Genomic DNA, 19,861 nt, shown 5'->3' on the forward strand with positions numbered 1-19,861 from the left:
CCATTCGAACAGCTTGGGGATCACCGACCACAGCTTTGCCAGCAGCACCGGCACCAGCACCACGCCCAGCGTCACATGCACGCCCTGGAGAAGCCTGTACAGCCAGTAGGGATGCGTGGGCCAGGCGAAGAGGTAGAAGCCCAGGGCGCCCTTGTCGGGTGTCTCGTCGTTGAGGGGGCTCAGGTCGGGGTTGTAGGAGGCGTAGGAGAGCAGTCCGGTGACGAACAACACCGGAATGCCGATCAGGAGGACCAGGCCGAACACCGACGTCAGCCAAGGCCCGCGGATCGGACTGCGCCAGAATCCAGGACGGAACGGCCCCGGGGGCGGAGGCGTCTGCTCGACCCGGCGCACGAGGGCCCTGGTACGCGCGGCCCCCGTGGTGGCCCGCGCCGCCGCGGCAGCGCGCACGCGCTCGAGGAGCCCCTGCGCGTGACCCTCGTCCGATCCCCGCCGCTGAGGCCCGCCGGAGCCCGCAGTCGGTGGCTGTCCGCCACTGTCCAACGACTGCCTCCCCTATCCCCAGACCGTCCCTCAACGTGGGGATCGAACCCCACCGCTCCGTCAGTGCCTGTCACATCGTCAGCTACAAACTGGCACAGATCGGGTCGGCTCTCCGTGCCTGTCGTGCATGCGGGTGTCCGTCGTCAGCCGAACGGCCGACCCGGCGCTCCCCACGGCTCGACGGGTCGCACGGTGGCCTCATGATGGTGGGGTGCGACGCCTCAGCGCACGACGCAGCGCCACCACCTGGCTCGGCCGCACCGCGCTGACCAGGGAGGTGTTCTGGTTCGTCGTGATTGGCGTCGCCTCCACTGTGGCCCAGGCCACGCTGTACTGGGTTCTGCGCCAGTGGTCGCAGCCCATCCTGGCCAATTTCACCTCCCTCCTTGTCGTCACCGTCCTCAATACGGAGGCCAACCGCCGGTTGACCTTTCGCGAGTCCCGGGTCCGGGTCCTCCAGGCGCATCTGACCGCAGGCGGCCTGTTCGTCCTGGCGTACCTGGTCACCTCAGGCGCTGTCCTGCTCTTCCGTCACTACCGTCCCACCGCCTCACCAGCAGCGGAGATCCTGGTACTTGCGCCGAGCTTCGCCCTGGTGACGGTGGTGCGCTTCACGGTCCTACGGATGGTCGTCTTCAGACGCCGCCGCCAATGACCCCCTCGCGCCCTATGCGACCGACACGCCTGCTGTTTTCGACAGGGTGAAGCGGATCATGCGCTCCTGACGGCCGGGACGACAGCCTTGCGGGGAAGACTGGCCGGTCGGCGGCAGCCGTGACTGGCGCGTCCCTGTGCTCGGCGCGAGCTCGAGAGAGGTCCTGGGGGATGTCGGCCCGATTCGGGGCGGGAGGTGGAGCAGAGCGCCAAGGGAGCGTCAATGAGCCATCAGGAACGCATACTTGTTCGTGCGGGAAAGCCTCGCTGTGGTCCTGAGGGAGCGTGTCAAAGGTGAGTGGTGGGGGCGAGGGGCTGGGTAAGGTCGAGGTACGGCTCAAGTGGGACCCGAGCCCGCTGGGTGAGGCACCGCGGCATCTCGACATCGTCGCCGCGACCTACTCGGCGGACGACCCCTACGGGCGGCCGGCGTACGTCGTGCACTACGACAGCCGGTCACCGGACGGCACCATCAGCATGACCCGGAACAGCCAGACCGGCATGGGCTTCGGGTTCGTCGAGGTGATGGTCCTGGAGTTCGACCGGCTGTCGCCCGCGTACGGGCGTGTGGTGGTCGGTGTGGCCATCCACCAGGACGGTGGACCCCGGACGTTCGGGGACATCTCCAACGCTGGCGTGGTCGTCGTACAGGGATACCGGCAGCTTGCGACGGACGGCTTCGCCCAGGTCGCCGACTTCACGGCCGCGACGGTCGCCGAGTTCACCCGGGACTGCTCCGGAGTGTGGGAGATGCGCGAGATGATCCGAGGCTTCGACGCTGACCCGGTGCTCTTCACCATGGAGATGGGCAGCCCGCAGCACTGACCGCGCTCCGCGGCTTCTCGACCACCGGCTCTTTCCCCACCATTCCGCAGGACACTGGAAACAGGTGCTGGTGCTCGTGACGGAGTGTTGGCTCGTGGCGAAGAAGACGGCGGCAGCGACCGGTCCGTACGCGGCTGTGGCGGTTCAGGCGCAGTCCGCTTCGGCGGACGAGCGATTTCGTCGAGGCGTGGCTGCTGCTCATTGCGTGGATCGTGGAAGAAGTGCTGGGGGGCGCGACCGCGGGCGTGCTGGCCGCGATGGTCGCGGACCGGGGCTTGGAGGAGGACCGTTCCGGCCGCCGGGAGGTCGTGGCGGTCCTCCTGGAGAAGGCCCGGGATGTGGTGCCCACACATGCGGACGTGAGCACCACCGGTGCGACGGTCCGGTGGACGATGCCCGACGGCCGGACACACGCCGGCCGGGCCGCCGTGCCCGTCGACGCTTCCGCCGGGCCGCGCCTGCCGGTGTGGACGAATTCCCGGGGGGCCTGGTATCCCGGCCCCCTACTGAGTCCGAGGCGGTCCCTGAGGTCCTCCTTCGCCGGCATGGACGCGGCCACCGTCATCGGAGGCGCGGTCTGGGGTTCCGTACGGGCCGCACGTGCCTTGCTGGACCGGCGCCTTATGAGGCAGTGGGCGCTGGTGTGGGAGAGCGTCGGCACCCGACGGGGTGGCAGGATCGCCTGATCCGCCACCCCGCGGGTTTCCGGCTCCTCGGTTCAGGCAGTCTCCGCCTGGGCCTCGACGTCCTCGATGCCAGTGGGCTGCCCTGCCCGGTTCCAGCGGACGTACAGGCCCGCGGCGATGAGCACAGTGGCCACCCGGGACAGCACGGGCCAGCCGCGCAGCAGGTTCACCACCAGGGTGAACGCCACGGCCGCTGCGGCGATCCCGTTGAGCCAGGCCAGGGCGGGCTTGCGCTCGGTGCGAGCGAAGCGGGTCATGGCGAGCAGGCCGACCAGGAAGCTCACGAAGACGGCGACGGCGTAGAAGAGGACGAGTTCCTGCTCCTGGCCGGCCGCCGCGACGATGCCGATGTGCAACTGCACGCCGAGTGCGGTCAGGGCCAGGGTGAGGCCACCGACGATCACCACCAGCGGGGCGAGGGTGCCGCGGCCGAAGCGGCGGCGGTGGGTGTCGTCGAGCTGGCCGAGCTGGGCGATGGCGGTCGACGGGGCCTCGATGCCGGTGGCCAGGGCCATTGCGACCGGGAAGGCGAGGACCACCGCGAGCATCGCCGGGTGGCCAGGGTTGGCGGTCGAGGCCGCGTGGCCGGTGGTGTGGGGTGCGGCGAAGCCGAGGATCAGCACGGCCACGGAGATCACGACGAACGCCACGGTCATGAATGCGAACAGCAGGCGCCCGCCGTGCCCGAACCAGGTCAGCCCGGCCACCACGAGCAGCAGCACCAGGGCGAGCGGGATGCGGACGGGGGCGAGTCCCGGGAACAGGGCTATCACCGCGCTGGCCGCGGCCGCGATAGAGATGCCGATGGTGAGTACGAAGTCGACGACCAGCGCGCCGATGGGCAGGAACGTCCAGCGCGGCCCGAACGCCCGGCCTGCGGCCGCGGCTGATGCTTTTGACGGTGGCGTGCTGCGGTCACACTTCTCTGCAGTTCGCCGAGGAGCGGACCGACTGGCAGGCCGCGGGGATGCCGACGCAGGCGATCGACTGGAAGTACGCCATCGGGGCGGAGCCGACGGACACCGGGTTCGACGCCAGTGTGCTGAGCTTGTTCCGCATCAGGCCGGCCGGGCACGGCATGGAACGTGTGGTTTTCGATCGGCTGGGGGACTGAGACGAGACAAGGGCTGGGCGCGCGCCGCAGTAGTGCGACGCCAGCCCAGCCCTTGTCGGCGAGAGGGCGCCGCCGTCAGAAGGCGCCGGTGCCGTTGGGTGTGCCGAGTCCGGTCGGCCCGTCGTATCCCGGACGCGCGGTGCACAGGTAACTGCCTCCGCAAGAGCCGTTGCTGCCCGAAGAGACGTCGTTGAGTGCCGGCTTGTGGCTGTACGGATACGAGCCGTTGACGACCTGAGAAGTGTTTCCGGCCAGTGCGTAGACGCTCGCGATGATCGGCGAGGAGACGCTGGTGCCTCCGACTTCGACCCATCCGTCGGCACCCTGGGCGAGACCGAGTTGAAGCTCGGTGTCGCACAACATTCCGCCGCCGCAGTTGTTGTACGTGTCGTAGACCGCCACCCCGGTGTTGGGGTCGGCGACCGCGGCCACGTCGGCGACGGTGCGCTTGGCGCATTGGGAGTCGTGCTGCCAGGACGGCTTGGCCTCGTATGCCGAGCAGCCCGAGCCCGCGCCGCTCCAGGCGGTCTCGGTCCAGCCGCGCGAGTTGGACGCCTTGCTCAGCGAGGTGCCGCCCACGGCGGTGACGTACGGGGAGGAAGCCGGCCAGGAGACGCCGTAACCGGAGTCACCCGAGCTCGCCGTGATCGCGACGCCGGGGTGGTGGAAGTGCGAGTCGACGGAGGTGATGGTGTTGTCCTCGGTCCCGCCCCAGCTGTTGGAGACGGAGACGACGCCCGATGTGGTGGCGGCGGTGTCCTCGGCCGTCATGAGATCCGGGACGTTCGCCGATTTTGCCTCGACCAGGAGGATGTGGCAGCCAGGGCAGGCGGCCGAGACCATGTCGAGGTCGAGGCTGATTTCCTCGGCCCATCCGTGGTCACCGGCCGGCAGCGGCGACGCGTGGCCGCTCTGATTCACCTTGCGGAAGCAGCCGTTGGCGGTGGTGCACGCCGGCAGACCGTAGGCGCTGCGGTAAGCGGCCAGGTCGGCCTCGGCGTTCGGGTCGTCCATGGCGTCGACGATGGCCACCCTCCGACCGGATCCCGAGGTGCCGCCCAGTTTGTAGGCGGAGCGCAGCTCGGACGGTACGTAGCCCGCTGTGGTCGGAGATCCGGTGGTGAACGGTGACATGCGGCCCGAGGGGGTGCGGTGGGCCTTCAGGGCGCCGAAACAGCGGGCTTGTCCCGCGTGCGAGGGATGGGCGCAGCCGAAGTCCGTCGTACCCGCGGAGGCGGACGAGTGCGGGGCGGACGAGAGAGCGGCGGCCTGGACACCGGTGGCCAGGCCGACGGTGAGGGCAGTGACGGTCAGTGTGAGCATCGCCGTGAGGCCGGCTGCCATCCTCCGCATCCGGCCTCTCGGTTGGTGGCGGTGGATCACCAGGGATCCGGAGGGTATCTCGCGTCGGTGCATCAAGCCTCCGTGCGGTTTCAGGCGGTTCGGAAGGGCCACATGACGAAAAACAGCGTTGACAGACGGCATGTCAGGTCAGCTGTGGGCCGGTTGGTTCACCATGCGGCCGCCCTCTTGCGCTGGTCAAGGCCATGCCAATGCAGGTCTTGTGAGGTTGCCGGGGTCAGCGAGTGAACCGCCGTTGATGTTGGTGTGTCCGCATGTTCCTCGCCCTGGCCGCGAGACGCGGACGGTCCTGAACGAATCGTCGGGGCGCTGAGGCTGTTGAACAAGACGGCTTGGTCGGGCAGAAAGCGTGGCCTCCTCGGCGTCGCGCATCATCCGCGCCAGCTCCTGTACGAAGTGATCCATGGTTCTCCTTCACTTCAGCGCCTTGCGTGGGCGGCCATTGAGCTCGGCGGTGACGGTGTCCAGGTCCCTCGGGGTGTGGGCTTGACAGGCCGGTGCCTTTGGGACGGTGGATTGTGACGGGAGCCTCCCGGTGAAGCACCTCCCGGATTCCCGGCCCGCGTCGATAATGACCTTGTGCGCTCGCTCGCCAGGAAATCCGTCTTGCCCCTGACGCTGGTCATCGTCGGGGCAGCCGCAGTGGTGGGCGACGCCGTGAGGGAAACCCATACGGCCAGAAGCAGCGGGCGCAGCGGATTCGGCAAGTCCGGCGAGCCGGGCCAGTCCCCGCAGGACCAGGGCCGTGACTTCTCCGCGACGGCCCCTGCCGAGGACGGCAACGCGTACACCCCCCGCAGGACCACGGAGAACGCCCGGATCGGCGCGGTCTTCGAGAAGGACGACCAGGGCGCCCACTTCTGCACGGCGAGCGTGGTGCAGAGTCCGGGCCGGAACATGCTGATCACTGCGGCCCACTGCGCCTTCGACGCCGACTCCGGACAGCCGGTTAACGACCTGGTCTTCGCCCCCGACTACCGCAACGGCGACGGACCCACCGGCCTGTGGAAGGTCAGCAAGGTGGTCGTCGACGACCGCTGGGCCAAGTCGCAGGACGAGGACCTCGACGTCGCCTTCCTCGTCCTCGACCAGAAGGACGGCAAGGACATCCAGGACCTCCTGGGCGGCAACACCCTCGGCATAAACCGCGGCTTCGACAACAAGGTCGAGATCACCGGCTATCCCACCAGCCGTGACACCCCGATCTCGTGCCAGAACCGCACCACGAAGTTCAGCGACAGTCAGCTGCGCATCCAGTGCACCGACCTCCAGGACGGGACCAGCGGCAGCCCCTGGCTCGCCGACTACGACCCCAAGAGCCACACCGGCACGGTCATCGGCGTTCTGGGCGGCCATGAGGGCGGCGGCGACCAGGACGATGTGTCCTACGCCGCGTACTTCGACGACGACATCGCCAAGCTCTACCGACGAGCCCAGGACGAGGACTGAGCCCAGTTCATCCGCACCCCGCTCACGGCGAAGGGCCGTACTCCGGTAGTGCTTCCGGCGGGGCTTCCTCGCGCGGCGGGCTACGACGGCATGCAGCGTCCGGCGCGGACACCGTTGTACCCCGGCTCTACGCTTTCGAGCATACGGAGCAAGGACGCTGTAACGACACGTGTCGTACGACCGATGCGTATCACGCGCCACGGGAACTCCCCGCGCCGAACCAAATGGTGGGGGGCCTCGCGTGGTGTCGGCTCCTCCGCGGCGGTTCGGGCGTCTGGTTGCTGCTGGCGGGCGCCCCGTCCGGCGGCAGTGACGTGGTCGATCGGGGCCTGGGCGAGCGGTTCCCGGGAGCGGTGCAGGAACGCCTGCCCGGGCAGCCGACCCGCCGCACGACGGCACTCTCCGGTGCGAAATACTCTTTTGATGAGTTCACGCACTTCCCCGATCAGCCAGCCGATCACGATACGGAGGGCCGTCGCGCGGGATGCCAGACGGCTCACGCGGCTTGTGCGTGGATCAGGCGCCTATGAGGGTAAGTACGCAGCCGCAGTCGCGGGCTACCGGGTCGGTCCTGATTACATCGAGGCCCACCGCGCCTTTGTGGCCGTCGGCGCCGACGAGCAGGGAGGCCGGGTCCTCGGGTTCTACTCGCTCGTCCTCGCTCCGCCGGAGCTCGACCTGCTGTTCGTCGCCGACGAAGTGCAAGGACGGGGTGTTGGACGGCTGCTCGTTGCGCACATGCAGTCCGAGGCCCGTGCCGCCGGGCTCGACCGTGTCAAGGTCGTGTCGCATCTTCCCGCCGAGGACTTCTACCACCGCGTTGGTGCGGTGCGGACCGGGACCGCGTTCGCGAAACCGCCCGCAGTGCCGTGGGACCGTCCCGAATTCGAGTTTCGCATTGTTCCGGAATGACGCGGTGGGCCGGTTGGCGGGGCACCGGCTCCGCCTGCATGGTGGCCGGCGTGCAGGAGCCGCTGTAGGTCGCGCGCTCCGTGTGTGCCGTCGTTTCTGCCCTGGCGGGGGATCGCCTGCGCCATGTCGAACCAGATGATCTACCTCGGGCACCCCAGGACGCCCCTCGGTCTCCTCGGCGTCATCGCCAAGAAGGCCGCGATGCCCGCGACGAAGGCGTTGGTCGCCTCCCAGACGGCCGGGTGCACGCGGCCCTCGGCGACGAGCGCCAGGCCGAGACGCACCTCGGCGCCGCCGACGAGCTCCTGGCGGACGGGCTCGGCGCCGACGTCCCGGAGTGGGTGAGCTACTTCGACGCTGCCGAGCTGGCCGGCGCCCGCGCGGTCTCCGCCCGAGACCTCGCTGGTCTCGGCCGCGACCGGGCAGCGAGCGTTCACTTCGAGGACGCGCGCGCTGCGCAAGCCAGGCTTCGACCGCGTGAAGGTGATGTACCGCGTCGGCCTGGCCGCCACGCTGTTCGACGAGGGCCAGGTCGAGCGAGGCGCCGCCGCAGCCCAGCAGGCACTCGACGCCGCCGCCCGCGTCGACTCCACTCTTGTGGCCTCTCAGCTTCAACACCCCACTGGACGCGGCTCGCCCGTACCAGACCGCCGCGGTCGACGACGTACGGACACAGCCGCAGGATCTCGCCGCCGCCCGTCCGACCACGATCGCCGCCTGAGGCCACCAACACGGTGGGGGACAACCCGGAACGCCTGGGCAGCGAGGCGTCCTTCGCCGCGCTGTGCGGGGTCAGCCCTGTCGAGCGTTCGTCGGGCCGTTCGTGCAATGGTCGACGAAGGACAGCTGGTAAAGCGGGCCACAAGGCTGTCCGTCAATGCCGGTCACGAGTGGGCGAAGAGTCAACTCATTGTCAGCCCGCCCAGGCCAGGTTGAGCGCCGGTTCGGACGAAGCCATCCGGCTGTGGTCGGGTCATGCCGTTGTGTCGGGATCAGTGGGACGGTTGCGCAGTGCCATCCCGGACGGGGGTCTGACTCATGAGATCTATGACCGAAGTGTCCAGTCACGGGCTTGTCGACTGTCGTTGCGGGATGGCGTCTGCTGGTACCGAGCCACAGGGCGTGTCCCAATAGGGGCCTTGCCGAGTTTCAGGCGCCATCACGGTTCAGACCGCCCGAGCAGGCCGGTGCCATCCACCCAGCACGTCACCACGCGGGGGGCGAACCACCATGACGACCAGACAGCGCAGCACCTCCTCCAGCACGGATCCTCTTGTTCCGGGCGAGGTCGTCCTGGGCGTGGACACGCACGGCGAGGTTCATGTTGCTGCCGTGGTCTCCCTGCTGGGGAAGGTTCGGGGTACCGAGTCCTTTCCGGCCACGGCGGCCGGCTACCGTCGGTTGCTCGTCCGGGCCCGCAAGCTGGGGACGGTGCGCCGGGCCGGTGTGGAGGGCACCGGCACCTTCGGTGCGGGCCTGTCCCGTTACCTGCTGGCTCAGCACGTCCAGGTGTACGAAGTGAACCGGCCCGACCGCACGGCCCGCCGTCTGCTCGGGAAGTCGGATCCGCTCGACGCACAGGCTGCCGCGCGGGCCGTGCTCAGCGGTCGCGCCCGGGCCCGGGCAAAAACCGGCGACGGTCCGGTGCACAACGCCCGGATGTTCAAACTCGCCAAGGACTCCGCGGTCAAGGCTCGCACCCAGGCGATCAACCAGCTCAAGGCTGTCCTGGTCGTAGCCGACCCGGCCCTGCGGGAACGGCTGTCCCGCCTGGGCAACCGCGAGCTGTTCCGCGCCTGTGCGCGCCTCAGCCTGCCCGACGGCGAAGACGGCGGGGGCGATGAGGACGCCGTGGCCCAGGTCACCCGCATCACCCTGAGCCTGCTGGCCCAGCGCATCGAGCAGCTCACAGGGCAGATCGATGAGCTCAATCAGCGCCTGACCCGGCTCGTCGAACGCCACGCCCCGCAGCTGCTCATACCGGTGGGCATCGGCCCGGACAGCGCCGTGACCTTGCTGATCACTATGGGAGACAACCCCGAGCGGCTGGCCACTGAGGCGTCCTTCGCCGCTTTGTGCGGAGTCAGCCCCGTCGAGTAATCCTCGGGCCGGCGGAGCTCGCGTCGGCTCAACCATGGCGGCGACTGGCAGGCCAACGCGGCCCTGCACCGCATCGTGTTCACTCGGCTGCGCTTCGATCCCCGTACTCAGGCGTACTACGAACGCCGCACGCAGGAGGGCAAGACCCGGCGTGAGATCATCCGATGCCTCAAGCGATATGCCGCCCGCGAGGTCTTCAACCTGGTCAGGACGGTGTCTACCGACCCCCCCCCGTTATAGGGGCGTCCGTGAGACGAGGAACCCGCGCTGGTGCGCTCTGGCGGGGGTTCTGCGTGCGGTGGGGGATCAGGATGGCGTGCAGGGTTCGCAGCGTTCTTTGTTGTACTCCGGCTCTCCGCTTTCGCGTACGCGTAGCAGGGAAGCGGTGACGACCCGCGCCGATGGATGGCTCCCCGCACTTTGCCCCAGGCCCTGGCCACCCCGTCCCGCCTGCTGATCCTCTCCCGCCTGCGGGAAGGCCCGTGCCCCGCCACCGAACTCGCCACCCAAGTCGGCATGGAACAATCCGCCTGCTCCCACCAACTGCGCCTGCTGCGCAACCTCGGCCTGGTCGTCGGCCGCCGCCAGGGCCGCTCGGTGATCTACGCCCTCCACGACAACCACGTCGCCGAACTCCTCGACCAGGTCGTCTACCACATCGAGCACCTGAGGCTCGGCCTCAGCGACACCGCTGACGGGGACCGGGTGGGGAAGCTGCTCTCGGCCTCACACCCTGAGCGGGCGCCCAGTCGGCGCCTCAAGAGGCAACAGCTTGTCGGACCTCGACTCGTTCGACTCGGCTTGGACCCCGGAGGAGGCCGGGTTGCGGGCGGCGGTGTAGGGGACGAGCCGGGTCTCAGGTACCGCCCGGCCGGTCGGGTGAGCGCCGAAGGCGGTTGCCCCGCAGCACTTCGCCCCGTCGAATGACCGACGGGGCGAAGCAGGGTAATGCGTTGTCCTGTTCCCTCTACTTGGTGAAGGCTGCGACACCGTTCGGGGTACCCAGGCCCGTCGGGCCGTCGTATCCCTTGCCCGCCTTGCACAGGTAGTCGCTGCAGGACCCGTTGGCGCCGTTGGTGACGTCGTTCAGCTTGTCCGGGTGGGCGTAGGGGTACGAAGCCGGAACGTCATTCGCGCCGGGAGCGCCCGCGAGGGCGTAGACGCCGGCGATGAACGGCGAGGAGGCGCTGGTGCCGCCGTACACGTTCCAGCCGCTGGCCTGGTAGGTGTCGTAGACGGCGAGACCGGTGGCCGGGTCGGCGACGGCTGCGACGTCGGCGACGGCGCGCTTGGCGCAGCCGCTGTCCTTCTGCCAGGACGGCTTGGCGTCATACGCCGAGCAGCCCGAGCCGGCTCCGTCGCCGCCGGCGGACGTGCCCCAGACGGACTCGGAGTAGCCGCGGGTGCTGTTGTCCTTCTTGAGCGAGGTGCCCCCCACGGCGGTGACGTACTGCGAGGAGGCCGGGTACTCGACGCCGTAGCCGCTGTCGCCGGAGCTGACGGTGATGGCGACGCCGGGGTGCTTGAAGTACTTCTCGTCCGCGGACGTGTTGCCGGTGTCCTCGCCGCCGCCGTAGCTGTTGGAGACGTACTTGGCGCCCTGCTTGACGGCCTGGTTCACGGCCGCACCGAGGTCGTCCATGTTGGCGGACTTGGCCTCGACGAGCAGGATGTGGCACTGCGGGCAGGCTGCGCTGACCATGTCCACGTCGAGGGAGATCTCGCCGGCCCAACCGGAGTCGGGCGTCGGGTAGTTCGAGCCGCCGTCCTGGTCGATCTTCTTGAAGCAGCCGTTGCTGGTGCTGCACTCCGGCAGGCCGTACTGGGACCGGTAAGTCGCCAGGTCCTTCTCGGCGTTCGGGTCGTCGTTCGCGTCGACGATCGCGACGGTGGCGTCCTTGCCGCCGTCCTTGGGGAGGTTGTAGGCGGCCTGCAGGTCGGCCGGTCCGAAGCCCTTGGGGGTGTCGTGGCGGCCGAGGGACTTCTGGGCCTTGAGGTCGGTGCGGACGACCGCTTCACACGCCATGTAGCCGGGCTTGCTCGGCTCCGAGCAGAGCCGGTGGGTTTGCACCGTGGAGGCCGTGGGCGATGCCGTGGCCGTCGTCGCGAAGGCCGCCGACTGTGAAGCGACGGCCAGGCCGCCGGTTATCAGAGCCGCTGCTGACAGAAGCGCGGGCGCGCCGCGACGTATCAAGTTCCTTCGGCGATGAGAACGCAATGAACTGCCCTCCGTGGGGGGATGGGTGGCTCCATGACGGCGGCCGGAAGCGATGTCAAGTGCATGACAATCGCATTCCGTTGGGGGTGGCCGAGTGGAGCCGTTTTCCGGGCTGTTGGTTTCTGCCACCCCGGTCAGTGGTGGCTGCAGACGAGGCTATTGACTGTTTGCCGAAGAGAACAGGGCCAGTTGGTAAAAACCTTGCCCTCAACTCCTCAGTGACAGCAGGTACCTTGTGCAGCCATGGAGCTTGAAGATGGAACCATCAACGACCTGGTCTCGCTGGGCTTGGCTCGGTATGAGGCACGGGTCTACCTGACACTCATCAGGCGTGGTTCTTACACGGCCGCCGAGGTGGCCCGGGAAGCCGACGTGCCGCGCCAACGCGTTTACGACGTGCTGGACGCTCTCGTACGGCGGCAGCTGGCCACCACCCACCCCGGGCGCGTGGCCACGTACTCCGCCGTCACGCCCGAATTGGCCCTCGCCCGGCTGATGGCTGTGCAACGGGACTCCGTCGAGCGGCTCGAGCGGGTCTCGCAGGGGTTGGCCGGCGTCCTGCAGCCGCTCTGGTCCCAGGGGCGGGAGCACACCGATCCGCTGGACTACATCGAGATTCTGCGTGACCCGAAGGCGATCTCCGAGCGCTTCGCCGACATCCAGCGGCAGGCGCGCCACGAACTTCTCACCTTCTGCAAACCGCCGTTCGTCGCACCCGCCGATAACGCGGAAGGCATTACGGTGGTCCACCGACTCCACCGGGCGGGCGGGATCGTCCGGGCGATCTACCTCAACGACGCCCTGGGCGACCCCGAGACGATGGAGCACGTGCGGCGCTTCGCCGGCGCAGGAGAGGAAGCCCGCTTCGCCCCCGAACTGCCGCTGAAACTCGTCATCGCCGACGCCTCCCTCGTCCTGTGCGACATGCCCGACCCAGTGGCCGGCGCCGACTCCACCACCACGCTCTTCATCGAGCACCCGGCCCTCGCAGGCTGCCTGCGGCTGGCCTTCCACACCGTCTGGAAGGACGCGGCGCCCAGGCCGGAGTCCAGCCTGGGGCCGTGAGGAACAGGTCCTCAGCACCGGCGCTCCCTTCGGCGTCTCGGCGCGGTCCGAGGATGTCCCGCTTCGCCGCCGGGGGCCGGGCGCCGTGTCCCTGGGGCGTCGCCGCAATGCCAGTATTCAGGGCCCGAACCGTGCGGCTGCCGGTCGCGATCGTCGCCGGGTTGCACGCCGATGCCCGCCGCGCCGCCGTCGAGGAGCTCCTGCGTACGGTTCCCGGCTCGGTCGCGCTGCACCACGACCTGACGTCCGCCGTCGACAACGCGATGCACCGGACGGTACGCGATGCCGACCGAGATAGCCGAGACAGCCGTACGGACAGCCGCGGCATCTCCACCGTCGGTCCTTTGGATGTGACCAGGGCGCGTCGGTCGGGTCAACGCTTTTCGTATGGGTCCGACGGCTCTTCGACCTGCCTGACCGTCTTCGCGTCCAGCACCGGGGGCCAGGCCGCCGAAGAGCCCAGCTTGCCCTTGGGGTACCAGGTGCCCGTAACTGGTAGTACAGCTGGCCGATCACGGCTGTCGGCTCATGACTGCGCGTGTAACGGCTCAGGCCCGGATACTGTTTCGCCAACGGAATGTGGACATCGTTGTAGTGACGTTCGAACGCGTCGACGTCGGAGGGGGCGTCGTACATCACGACCAATCGCGCCGTCTGCTTGGCGGCCGGGTCCACGGTCGCGGTCATGTGTTTCAACTCCTGTCATGGCAACCTTCGGTGTGCGACGCCACCGGCTCGGTACTGGGGAGTTTTCTCAGGGCAGCAGGGCCAGTTTGCCGACGGTGGACCTGGCTTCCAGTTCCGTCAGCGCCTTCGGGCCGTCGGCCAGTTCGTAGACGGTGGGCAGGTTGGGGGCGAGCACGTCAGCCGCGATCAGCGCGGACAGCTCACCCATCAGCTCGCCGAAGATCTGCGGTGCGGCCTGGATCAGCACGCCGATATTGAGGCCGATGATGTGGACCTGGTGCTTGTACACCAGCTCCCAGTTGGTGATCGGGGCTTCGCCGCCTGCCACGCCGTAGACGACGACACGGCCGGTGACCCGCTTGGCCGCGGCCAGGCTGGCGGCGAAGGTGGCGCCGCCGGCCGACTCCAGAACCACATCGACGCCGCAGCCGCTGGTCAGCTCCCTCACCTCGGCGGCGAGGTCGCCGCCGAGAGAGTCCAGGACGTGGTCGGCTCCCAGTGCCAGCACTGTCTCGTGCTTGCCCGGCGAGGCGGTGGCGATGACCGTGGCACCGTAGTGCTTGGCTATTCTCACCGCAGCCTGGCCGGTCCCGCCCGCCGCGGCGTGGATCAGCACGACCTGCCCGGCGGCGATGCCGCCCAGAGGCTTGAGTGCGGCCAGCGCGGTGGGCCAGTTCACGACCAGACCCAGCGCCTGCTGCTCCGTCCAGCCCGAAGGCACCGGCACGGCCGCAGCCGCGGGCAGGACCACGTACTCGGCGAAAGCGCCGGTTCCGACGCCGACGACGCGGTCCCCCGGTCGCGGGCCGGTCACCCCCTCACCCACCGCGACGACCTCGCCGGCGGCCTCGAAACCCGCCAGATACGGTGGCTGCGGGCCGTCCAGGAACGTGCCGTGGGCCTTCGAGATGTCGGCGAAGTTGACCCCGGCGGCGGTGACGCGGATCAGGACCTCGCCCTGGCCGGGGCTCGGCACCGGCGCGTCGGTGATCTGGCGCATGTCCTGCGGGCCGTTGAGGGAAGTCTGCTGCAGCGCGCGCATGGTCGCGGGAATGCTCATTGGCGATCAGCCTTTCTTTCGTTCTCGGCGTACGTGAGAGAGACCGACCGGCCCGTCGTGCGGGCCGCGCCTCCCACCATGTAGATCCCGGCCACCACAAAAAGGAATCGACCGCTTCCGAACTGCACGATGTCGACGCCACTTAGCGGTAGCGCCTGGCGATCGACGTCCGCCGTCGCACTGATCACTCAGCGCGAGCCCCATCTGGACTCGGCCGCGAACAGGCGACGATCACCCGGGTGGTAGTAAGTGGTCTCTTGTTACCCAGGGTGCGTGCGGGCCGATGATGGGGAGATGACCGCCAGCTCCCGCGCCCAGTCGTTCAATGTGGCCGCCGCCCAGTACGCGGCCAGTCGGCCTTCTTATCCGCCCCTTCTCTTCGACGCCCTTGAGGAGCTGACGAGTCGTCGCCTGGCCGGTGCCCGTGTCGCCGATGTCGGTGCGGGCACCGGGATCGCCACCACGCTGTTGCGTGGGAGGGGTGCCCACGTCATCGCCGTGGAGCCCGGTGAGGCCATGGCCGCCGAGTGCCGCAGGGCGCTCCCGGATGTGCCGGTCGTACGCGGGGACGGCAACGCCCTCCCGCTGGCCGGCGCCTCACAAGACCTCATCACCTACGCGCAGTCCTGGCAGTGGACCGACCCGGCCCGCTCCGTCCCCGAGGCGCTGCGCGTCCTGCGCGGACACGGCGCGGTGGCGATCTGGTGGAACACCACGGCCTTCGACGTGCCGTGGATCCGTGCGCAGCACGAGCGCATCGCGCGCCACTGCGGGACGAAACCGGCGTCCCCTGTGCGCCCCGACGACAGCGAGGCCATCCGGCTGGCGGGCCTGACGGGTCTGCGGGTCGCACGCCGGCAGGTGCGCTGGACCCGCGTGGTCTCTCTCGACACACACCTTGCCAACATCACCAGCCGCTCAGCATTCCTCGTCCTCAGTGAGGCCCGTCGGCGTGCCTTCCTCGCTGATGAACGCAGTCGGCTGCGCGAGGAACTCCCGGATGACGCGGTGGAGGAGACCTACCTGGTCGATCTGCTGGTGGCGGCTCGTCCAAACCTTGCGCGGCACCCCTGAAGGCCGACCGGAACGACGCGACCCGGCCCTGCGGGAACGGCTGTCCGGCCCGGGCAACCGCGAACTGTTCCGCACCTGCGCACGCCTCAGCCCGCGCGAGGGCGGGGCCGGCGGGGGCGACGAGGACACCGGAGAGCACGCAAGGAAGAGCGGAAGACTAAAGAGGAGGTGCCGCCCTGGAACGTCCAGGAGGTTCATAAATTCATAAATGGAATTAGGGGTGACCGCCTCTATGCTGCGCTTCTTCTTTCGCTGATGGGGCTTCGTCCAGCTGAAGTCTGCGGCCTCCGGTGGGAAGACGTTGACTTGGAGAACGCCACGATCGTCATTGCCAACACGCGCACAATGATGGGCAACCGGTACGTGGTGGAGAAGGACACCAAGTCTCTTGCGGGTGAGCGGGATCTGCCGCTGCCGGCGCTGGTGCTGGGAGCCCTCAAGGCATTCCGGGCTCTCCAAGCCGAGGAGAGGCTCGCTCTGGGGGAGGCGTACACGGTGTCGGGCTACGTCCTGGCGCACGAGGCGGGCCACGCCTTCACGATCAAGCAACTTCGCCGACGCGCGTACCGGCTTATGGAGCTTCTCGGGCTCCGTCGCGTCAGGCTCTACGACGCACGCTCGTCGTGCTTCACCTTCCTGGCCAACAACGGTGTCCCGGACCACATCCTCGCGCGATGGGCCGGACATACGAATGTGAAGACCACCAAGAAGTGGTACGTGAAGCCGGACGTGGAGGATCTTCGCGGAGCCGCCACCACTTGGGATGGCCTGCACGGGGGTGCGGCGGAGGGGCATGAGTGAGCCATGCGGTCTACTGGCCGAGCGACTTGCCGAGCCGTATGGCCAGGAAGATTGAGGTGGATGCGGAGTCCGGCTGCTGGTTGTGGACCGGCAGCTGTAACCGGGCGTCCGGCTACGGCCAAGTCTCCTACCAGGGGAAGACAGATCTTGTTCACCGTGTGGCGTTCAAGCTGCTGGTGGGCGAGATTCGGGAAGGTTTCCAGGTGCGTCATACCGATCCTCGTCGGTGCCGCCACACTCGATGCTGCAATCCGAACCGCTTGGAGGCCGTGATCAAAGAGGAAAGCGTTGCTCGTAGCGACTGAAGGAGGGCGCGCGCCCGGAGGGCCCACTGCCGACACGGCCACGAGTACATGCCGGAGAACGTATGCCTGGGCTCTCGTCGGCAGGTCCGGCACTGCCGGAGCGGGGCAAGGCCCGCTAGGTCCACCCCGGCGATGTGACATCTCGTGACAGATGAAAGGGTCAGGCAGGTGAGTGAGACACCGACGAACACCCTGCAATACCGCTTTGACGGGCCAGAAGACGCCCCTGTCCTGATCCTCGGTCCCTCACTGGGTACCACATGGCACATGTGGGACCGGCAGATACCGGAGCTGTCCAAGAACTGGCGGATCTTCCGGTTCGACCTGCCGGGCCACGGCGGCGCCCCCGCCTACCCGGCGGGTTCCGTCACCGAACTCGCGGGGCGGCTGCTCGCCACCCTCGACGGGCTCGGCGTGCAGCGCTTCGGTTACGCGGGCTGCGCGTTCAGCGGGGCCATCGGCATCGAGCTGGCCCTGCGTCACCCGGGGCGGATCGCCTCGCTCGCTGTGATCGCCGCCTCGCCCCGCTTCGGCTCGGCCGACGAGTTCCGGCAGCGCGGGGTGATCGTGCGCAGCAACGGGCTCGACCCGATCGCGCGATCCTCGCCCGAGCGCTGGTTCACGACCGGCTTCGCCGCCGCGCAGCCCGCGATCACCGAGTGGGCCGTGCAGATGGTGCGCACCACCGACCCCGGCAGCTACATCGCCGCCTGCGAGGCGCTCGCCGCGTTCGACGTACGCGCCGAACTGGGCCGCATCGGCGTCCCCACCCTCGTCCTCGTCGGCTCGGACGACCAGGTCACCGGACCCGCCGAGGCCCGCACGCTGGTCGCGGGGATACCGGACGCCCGCCTCGCCGTCGTACCCGGTGCCTCGCACCTGGTCCCCGTGGAGCAGCCGGCCGCGGTCACCGATCTGCTGGTGCGGCACTTCTCCACCGCCTGGCAGCCAGCCTACGACTCGGCCACAGGCCAGATGGCCATCCCGGCGGCCCCGGTCAAGCCGGCGCTCGCGGCACCCCCGCCGGTCGGCCCCGTCGCCGAGATCGCCCCGGCCGTCGTACAGCCCGCGGTCCTGGGCAGGCCCGACCCCTACGACGCCGGGATCAAGGTGCGCCGCGAGGTGCTGGGCGACGCGCATGTGGACCGGGCGCTGGCCTCGGCGGACGAGTTCTCCGGGGACTTCCAGGAGTTCATCACGCGCTACGCGTGGGGCGAGATCTGGGACCGGCCGGGCCTCGACCGGCGTTCGCGCAGCTGTGTCACGCTCACCGCGCTGGTGGCGGGCGGTCACCTCGACGAACTGGCCTTCCACACCCGCGCCGCCCTCCGTAACGGCCTCACCCCGGACGAGATCAAGGAGGTGCTCCTCCAGGCGGCCGTCTACTGCGGTGTCCCGGCCGCCAACAGCGCCTTCAAGGTGGCGCAGCAGGTCATCCGGGAGGAGACCACCCCCCAGGAGTGATCTTGAGCCTGGTAGTGGGAGCACCTGTCTCGGCAGCCCTCCCTGGCACCGGGAGGGGGAGGATGGACCCATGAAGCTCACGAAGAAGTCGCATGCCTGCATCCGTCTCGAGAAGGACGGGCGTGTGCTCGTCATCGACCCGGGGACCTTCACCGAGGAGGACGCGGCCGTCGGCGCGGAAGCGATCCTGGTCACGCACGAGCACCTCGACCACTTCAACGAGGACCGGCTGCGGGCCGGCCTGGAGTCCAACCCGGCTGCCGAGATCTGGACCCTGAAGTCGGTCGCGGAGAAGATCTCCGCGGCCTTCCCGGGCCGTGTGCACACCGTCGGTCACGGCGACACGTTCACCGCCGCAGGCTTCGACGTCCAGGTGCACGGGGAACTGCACGCCGTGATCCACCCGGACATCCCGCGCATCACGAACGTCGGCTATCTCATCGACGGCGGCCGCGTCTTCCACCCGGGCGACGCCCTCACCGTCCCCGAGCAGCCGGTCGAGACGCTGATGCTCCCGGTCATGGCCCCGTGGAACAAGATCGCCGAGGTCATCGACTACGTCCGCGAGGTGAAGCCGCAGCGCGCGTACGACATCCACGACGCGCTCCTGACGGACCTCGCGCGCCCGATCTACGACCACCAGATCGGCTCCCTGGGCGGCTCCGAGCACCTGCGGCTCACGCCGGGGGCGTCGGCGGAGGTCTGAGCACCCGCAGGCGGGGGCGCCGGGTGGGCGCGGCGATCCGTTGTCGTACCCGCCCGGTAGGTTGTGAGGCATGCGCATCGCGACCTGGAACGTGAACTCGATCACCGCTCGCCTCCCGAGGCTGCTGGCCTGGCTGGAGAGCAGCGGCACGGACGTGCTGTGCCTCCAGGAGGCCAAGGTCGCCGCCGAGCAGTTCCCCGTCGACGAGCTGCGCGAGCTGGGCTACGAGGCGGCGGTCCACGCGACCGGGCGGTGGAACGGCGTGGCGGTGCTCTCCCGCGTCGGCCTGGAGGACGTGGTCAAGGGGCTGCCCGGCGACCCCGGTTACGAGGGCGTCGAGGAGCCCCGGGCCGTCTCCGCGACCTGCGGCCCGCTCCGCGTCTGGTCGGTGTACGTGCCGAACGGACGCGAGGTGGACCACCCCCACTACGCCTACAAGATCCAGTGGTTCGAGGCCCTCAAGGCCGCGGTCGCGGGCGACGCGGCGGGCAGCCGGCCCTTCGCCGTTCTGGGTGACTACAACGTGGCGCCGACGGACGACGACGTCTGGGACATCTCCCTCTTCGAGGGCGCCACCCACGTCACCCCGGCCGAGCGCGCAGCCCTCGCCGCGCTGCGCGAGTCGGGCCTGTCGGACGTGGTCCCGCGGCCCCTGAAGTACGACCACCCGTTCACGTACTGGGACTACCGCCAGCTCGGCTTCCCCAAGAACCGCGGCATGCGCATCGACCTGGTCTACGGCAACGAGCCGTTCGCCAAGGCGGTCACCGACTCCTATGTGGACCGCGAGGAGCGCAAGGGCAAGGGCGCGTCGGACCACGCGCCGGTCGTGGTGGACCTCGACCTGTGAGTGCCCCCGGGGCGCGCCTGTGGTG

The 19,861-nt window shown here is 69.0% G+C and carries 20 protein-coding genes and 5 pseudogenes; 18 read left to right on the forward strand and 7 right to left on the reverse strand.

The window, feature by feature from the left end:
• Nucleotides 1-354: pseudogene (locus tag ACFZDJ_RS22685) on the reverse strand (hypothetical protein); the annotation flags it as partial.
• A gap of 361 nt (nt 355-715) precedes the next feature.
• Between ACFZDJ_RS22685 and ACFZDJ_RS22690 the strand changes: the two are divergent.
• The 3 genes from ACFZDJ_RS22690 (at nt 716) to ACFZDJ_RS22700 (ending at nt 2,669) form a co-directional block, all read left to right on the forward strand.
• The gene (locus tag ACFZDJ_RS22690; RefSeq protein WP_390929935.1) at nt 716-1,159 is read left to right on the forward strand and encodes a GtrA family protein; all 444 of its coding nucleotides are present in this window, start codon (nt 716-718) and stop codon (nt 1,157-1,159) included.
• 293 nt (nt 1,160-1,452) lie between these two features.
• Nucleotides 1,453-1,983, forward strand: a complete 531-nt coding sequence (locus ACFZDJ_RS22695) for a TerD family protein (protein WP_391060999.1) — start codon at nt 1,453-1,455, stop codon at nt 1,981-1,983.
• 212 nt (nt 1,984-2,195) lie between these two features.
• Nucleotides 2,196-2,669, forward strand: coding sequence for a hypothetical protein (locus ACFZDJ_RS22700; protein WP_390929932.1), 474 nt, complete (start codon nt 2,196-2,198; stop codon nt 2,667-2,669).
• 32 nt (nt 2,670-2,701) lie between these two features.
• On the opposite strand, the gene ACFZDJ_RS22705 is transcribed toward ACFZDJ_RS22700, so the two are convergent.
• Nucleotides 2,702-3,442, reverse strand: a complete 741-nt coding sequence (locus ACFZDJ_RS22705; protein WP_390929930.1) for a hypothetical protein — start codon at nt 3,440-3,442, stop codon at nt 2,702-2,704.
• Nucleotides 3,443-3,570: 128 nt separating this feature from the next.
• Here ACFZDJ_RS22705 and ACFZDJ_RS22710 point away from each other — a divergent pair, with 128 nt between their 5' ends.
• Complete coding sequence (locus ACFZDJ_RS22710) at nt 3,571-3,783, forward strand: hypothetical protein (RefSeq protein WP_391061001.1); 213 nt, start codon at nt 3,571-3,573, stop codon at nt 3,781-3,783.
• A gap of 75 nt (nt 3,784-3,858) precedes the next feature.
• Here ACFZDJ_RS22710 and ACFZDJ_RS22715 read toward each other — a convergent pair whose 3' ends face one another.
• Nucleotides 3,859-5,136 (reverse strand): peptidase S8, encoded by a 1,278-nt coding sequence (locus ACFZDJ_RS22715; RefSeq protein WP_391061003.1) that lies wholly within the window; start codon nt 5,134-5,136, stop codon nt 3,859-3,861.
• Between the two features lie 615 nt (nt 5,137-5,751).
• Between ACFZDJ_RS22715 and ACFZDJ_RS22720 the strand changes: the two genes are divergently transcribed.
• Nucleotides 5,752-6,594, forward strand: a complete 843-nt coding sequence (locus tag ACFZDJ_RS22720) for a trypsin-like serine protease (protein ID WP_391061005.1) — start codon at nt 5,752-5,754, stop codon at nt 6,592-6,594.
• A 423-nt stretch (nt 6,595-7,017) separates the two neighbouring features.
• Nucleotides 7,018-7,506, forward strand: coding sequence for a GNAT family N-acetyltransferase (locus ACFZDJ_RS22725; protein ID WP_391061007.1), 489 nt, complete (start codon nt 7,018-7,020; stop codon nt 7,504-7,506).
• 140 nt (nt 7,507-7,646) lie between these two features.
• On the opposite strand, the gene ACFZDJ_RS22730 is transcribed toward ACFZDJ_RS22725, so the two are convergent.
• Nucleotides 7,647-7,967 (reverse strand): hypothetical protein, encoded by a 321-nt coding sequence (locus ACFZDJ_RS22730; RefSeq protein WP_391061009.1) that lies wholly within the window; start codon nt 7,965-7,967, stop codon nt 7,647-7,649.
• A 134-nt stretch (nt 7,968-8,101) separates the two neighbouring features.
• Here ACFZDJ_RS22730 and ACFZDJ_RS22735 point away from each other — a divergent pair, with 134 nt between their 5' ends.
• The 4 genes and pseudogenes from ACFZDJ_RS22735 to ACFZDJ_RS22750 all read left to right on the forward strand — a co-directional run.
• On the forward strand, nt 8,102-8,227 hold the full coding sequence (locus tag ACFZDJ_RS22735) for a hypothetical protein (protein WP_390929919.1): 126 nt from the start codon (nt 8,102-8,104) through the stop codon (nt 8,225-8,227).
• A 10-nt stretch (nt 8,228-8,237) separates the two neighbouring features.
• Nucleotides 8,238-8,357: pseudogene (locus ACFZDJ_RS22740) on the forward strand (transposase); the annotation flags it as partial.
• 379 nt (nt 8,358-8,736) lie between these two features.
• Nucleotides 8,737-9,606 carry a transposase gene (locus ACFZDJ_RS22745; RefSeq protein ID WP_391061011.1) on the forward strand — a complete coding sequence of 290 codons (870 nt, stop codon included), beginning with the start codon at nt 8,737-8,739 and terminating at the stop codon, nt 9,604-9,606.
• Between the two features lie 417 nt (nt 9,607-10,023).
• Nucleotides 10,024-10,302, forward strand: a pseudogene (locus ACFZDJ_RS22750) (ArsR/SmtB family transcription factor); the annotation flags it as partial.
• A gap of 271 nt (nt 10,303-10,573) precedes the next feature.
• Here ACFZDJ_RS22750 and ACFZDJ_RS22755 read toward each other — a convergent pair.
• On the reverse strand, nt 10,574-11,632 hold the full coding sequence (locus ACFZDJ_RS22755; RefSeq protein WP_248297117.1) for a S8 family serine peptidase: 1,059 nt from the start codon (nt 11,630-11,632) through the stop codon (nt 10,574-10,576).
• Nucleotides 11,633-12,067: 435 nt separating this feature from the next.
• Between ACFZDJ_RS22755 and ACFZDJ_RS22760 the strand changes: the two genes are divergently transcribed.
• A complete protein-coding gene (locus ACFZDJ_RS22760) occupies nt 12,068-12,889 on the forward strand; it encodes a helix-turn-helix domain-containing protein (RefSeq protein WP_391061014.1) in 822 nt (273 codons plus the stop codon).
• A 107-nt stretch (nt 12,890-12,996) separates the two neighbouring features.
• A pseudogene (locus ACFZDJ_RS22765) lies at nt 12,997-13,176 on the forward strand (cobalamin biosynthesis protein CobW); the annotation flags it as partial.
• Between the two features lie 250 nt (nt 13,177-13,426).
• On the opposite strand, the pseudogene ACFZDJ_RS22770 reads toward ACFZDJ_RS22765, so the two are convergent.
• Nucleotides 13,427-13,576 (reverse strand): annotated as a pseudogene (locus tag ACFZDJ_RS22770) (EthD family reductase); the annotation flags it as partial.
• A 67-nt stretch (nt 13,577-13,643) separates the two neighbouring features.
• Nucleotides 13,644-14,636 (reverse strand): zinc-binding dehydrogenase, encoded by a 993-nt coding sequence (locus ACFZDJ_RS22775; RefSeq protein ID WP_391061016.1) that lies wholly within the window; start codon nt 14,634-14,636, stop codon nt 13,644-13,646.
• A gap of 294 nt (nt 14,637-14,930) precedes the next feature.
• Here ACFZDJ_RS22775 and ACFZDJ_RS22780 point away from each other — a divergent pair, with 294 nt between their 5' ends.
• The 6 genes from ACFZDJ_RS22780 to ACFZDJ_RS22805 all read left to right on the forward strand — a co-directional run bounded on the left by ACFZDJ_RS22780 (nt 14,931) and on the right by ACFZDJ_RS22805 (nt 19,836).
• Nucleotides 14,931-15,710 (forward strand): methyltransferase domain-containing protein, encoded by a 780-nt coding sequence (locus ACFZDJ_RS22780; protein ID WP_391061018.1) that lies wholly within the window; start codon nt 14,931-14,933, stop codon nt 15,708-15,710.
• A gap of 168 nt (nt 15,711-15,878) precedes the next feature.
• Entirely contained in the window at nt 15,879-16,511 is a 633-nt protein-coding gene (locus tag ACFZDJ_RS22785) for a tyrosine-type recombinase/integrase (RefSeq protein WP_391061020.1), read from the forward strand.
• A complete protein-coding gene (locus ACFZDJ_RS22790; RefSeq protein ID WP_355853500.1) occupies nt 16,508-16,816 on the forward strand; it encodes a hypothetical protein in 309 nt (102 codons plus the stop codon). The genes ACFZDJ_RS22785 and ACFZDJ_RS22790 overlap by 4 nt, the downstream gene beginning before the upstream one ends.
• A gap of 168 nt (nt 16,817-16,984) precedes the next feature.
• Complete coding sequence (gene pcaC, locus ACFZDJ_RS22795; RefSeq protein ID WP_390929917.1) at nt 16,985-18,280, forward strand: 4-carboxymuconolactone decarboxylase; 1,296 nt, start codon at nt 16,985-16,987, stop codon at nt 18,278-18,280.
• Between the two features lie 70 nt (nt 18,281-18,350).
• On the forward strand, nt 18,351-18,986 hold the full coding sequence (locus ACFZDJ_RS22800; RefSeq protein WP_351696781.1) for an MBL fold metallo-hydrolase: 636 nt from the start codon (nt 18,351-18,353) through the stop codon (nt 18,984-18,986).
• A gap of 70 nt (nt 18,987-19,056) precedes the next feature.
• Nucleotides 19,057-19,836, forward strand: a complete 780-nt coding sequence (locus ACFZDJ_RS22805) for an exodeoxyribonuclease III (RefSeq protein ID WP_390929915.1) — start codon at nt 19,057-19,059, stop codon at nt 19,834-19,836.
• Nucleotides 19,837-19,861: the final 25 nt, after the last annotated feature.

It is taken from the genome of Streptomyces sp. NPDC007896 (genome assembly GCF_042959425.1).
Taxonomy (GTDB): Bacteria; Actinomycetota; Actinomycetes; order Streptomycetales; family Streptomycetaceae; genus Streptomyces.

Excerpts from the sequence above, each read along its gene's own strand:
- ACFZDJ_RS22715 (WP_391061003.1), bottom strand. The coding sequence starts at position 5,136 with ATGCGGAGGATGGCAGCCGGCCTCACGGCGATGCTCACACTGACCGTC.
- ACFZDJ_RS22725 (WP_391061007.1), top strand. The coding sequence starts at position 7,018 with ATGAGTTCACGCACTTCCCCGATCAGCCAGCCGATCACGATACGGAGG.
- ACFZDJ_RS22745 (WP_391061011.1), top strand. The coding sequence starts at position 8,737 with ATGACGACCAGACAGCGCAGCACCTCCTCCAGCACGGATCCTCTTGTT.
- ACFZDJ_RS22755 (WP_248297117.1), bottom strand. The coding sequence starts at position 11,632 with ATGGCGTGTGAAGCGGTCGTCCGCACCGACCTCAAGGCCCAGAAGTCC.
- ACFZDJ_RS22760 (WP_391061014.1), top strand. The coding sequence starts at position 12,068 with ATGGAGCTTGAAGATGGAACCATCAACGACCTGGTCTCGCTGGGCTTG.
- ACFZDJ_RS22775 (WP_391061016.1), bottom strand. The coding sequence starts at position 14,636 with ATGAGCATTCCCGCGACCATGCGCGCGCTGCAGCAGACTTCCCTCAAC.
- ACFZDJ_RS22780 (WP_391061018.1), top strand. The coding sequence starts at position 14,931 with ATGACCGCCAGCTCCCGCGCCCAGTCGTTCAATGTGGCCGCCGCCCAG.
- ACFZDJ_RS22800 (WP_351696781.1), top strand. The coding sequence starts at position 18,351 with ATGAAGCTCACGAAGAAGTCGCATGCCTGCATCCGTCTCGAGAAGGAC.
- ACFZDJ_RS22805 (WP_390929915.1), top strand. The coding sequence starts at position 19,057 with ATGCGCATCGCGACCTGGAACGTGAACTCGATCACCGCTCGCCTCCCG.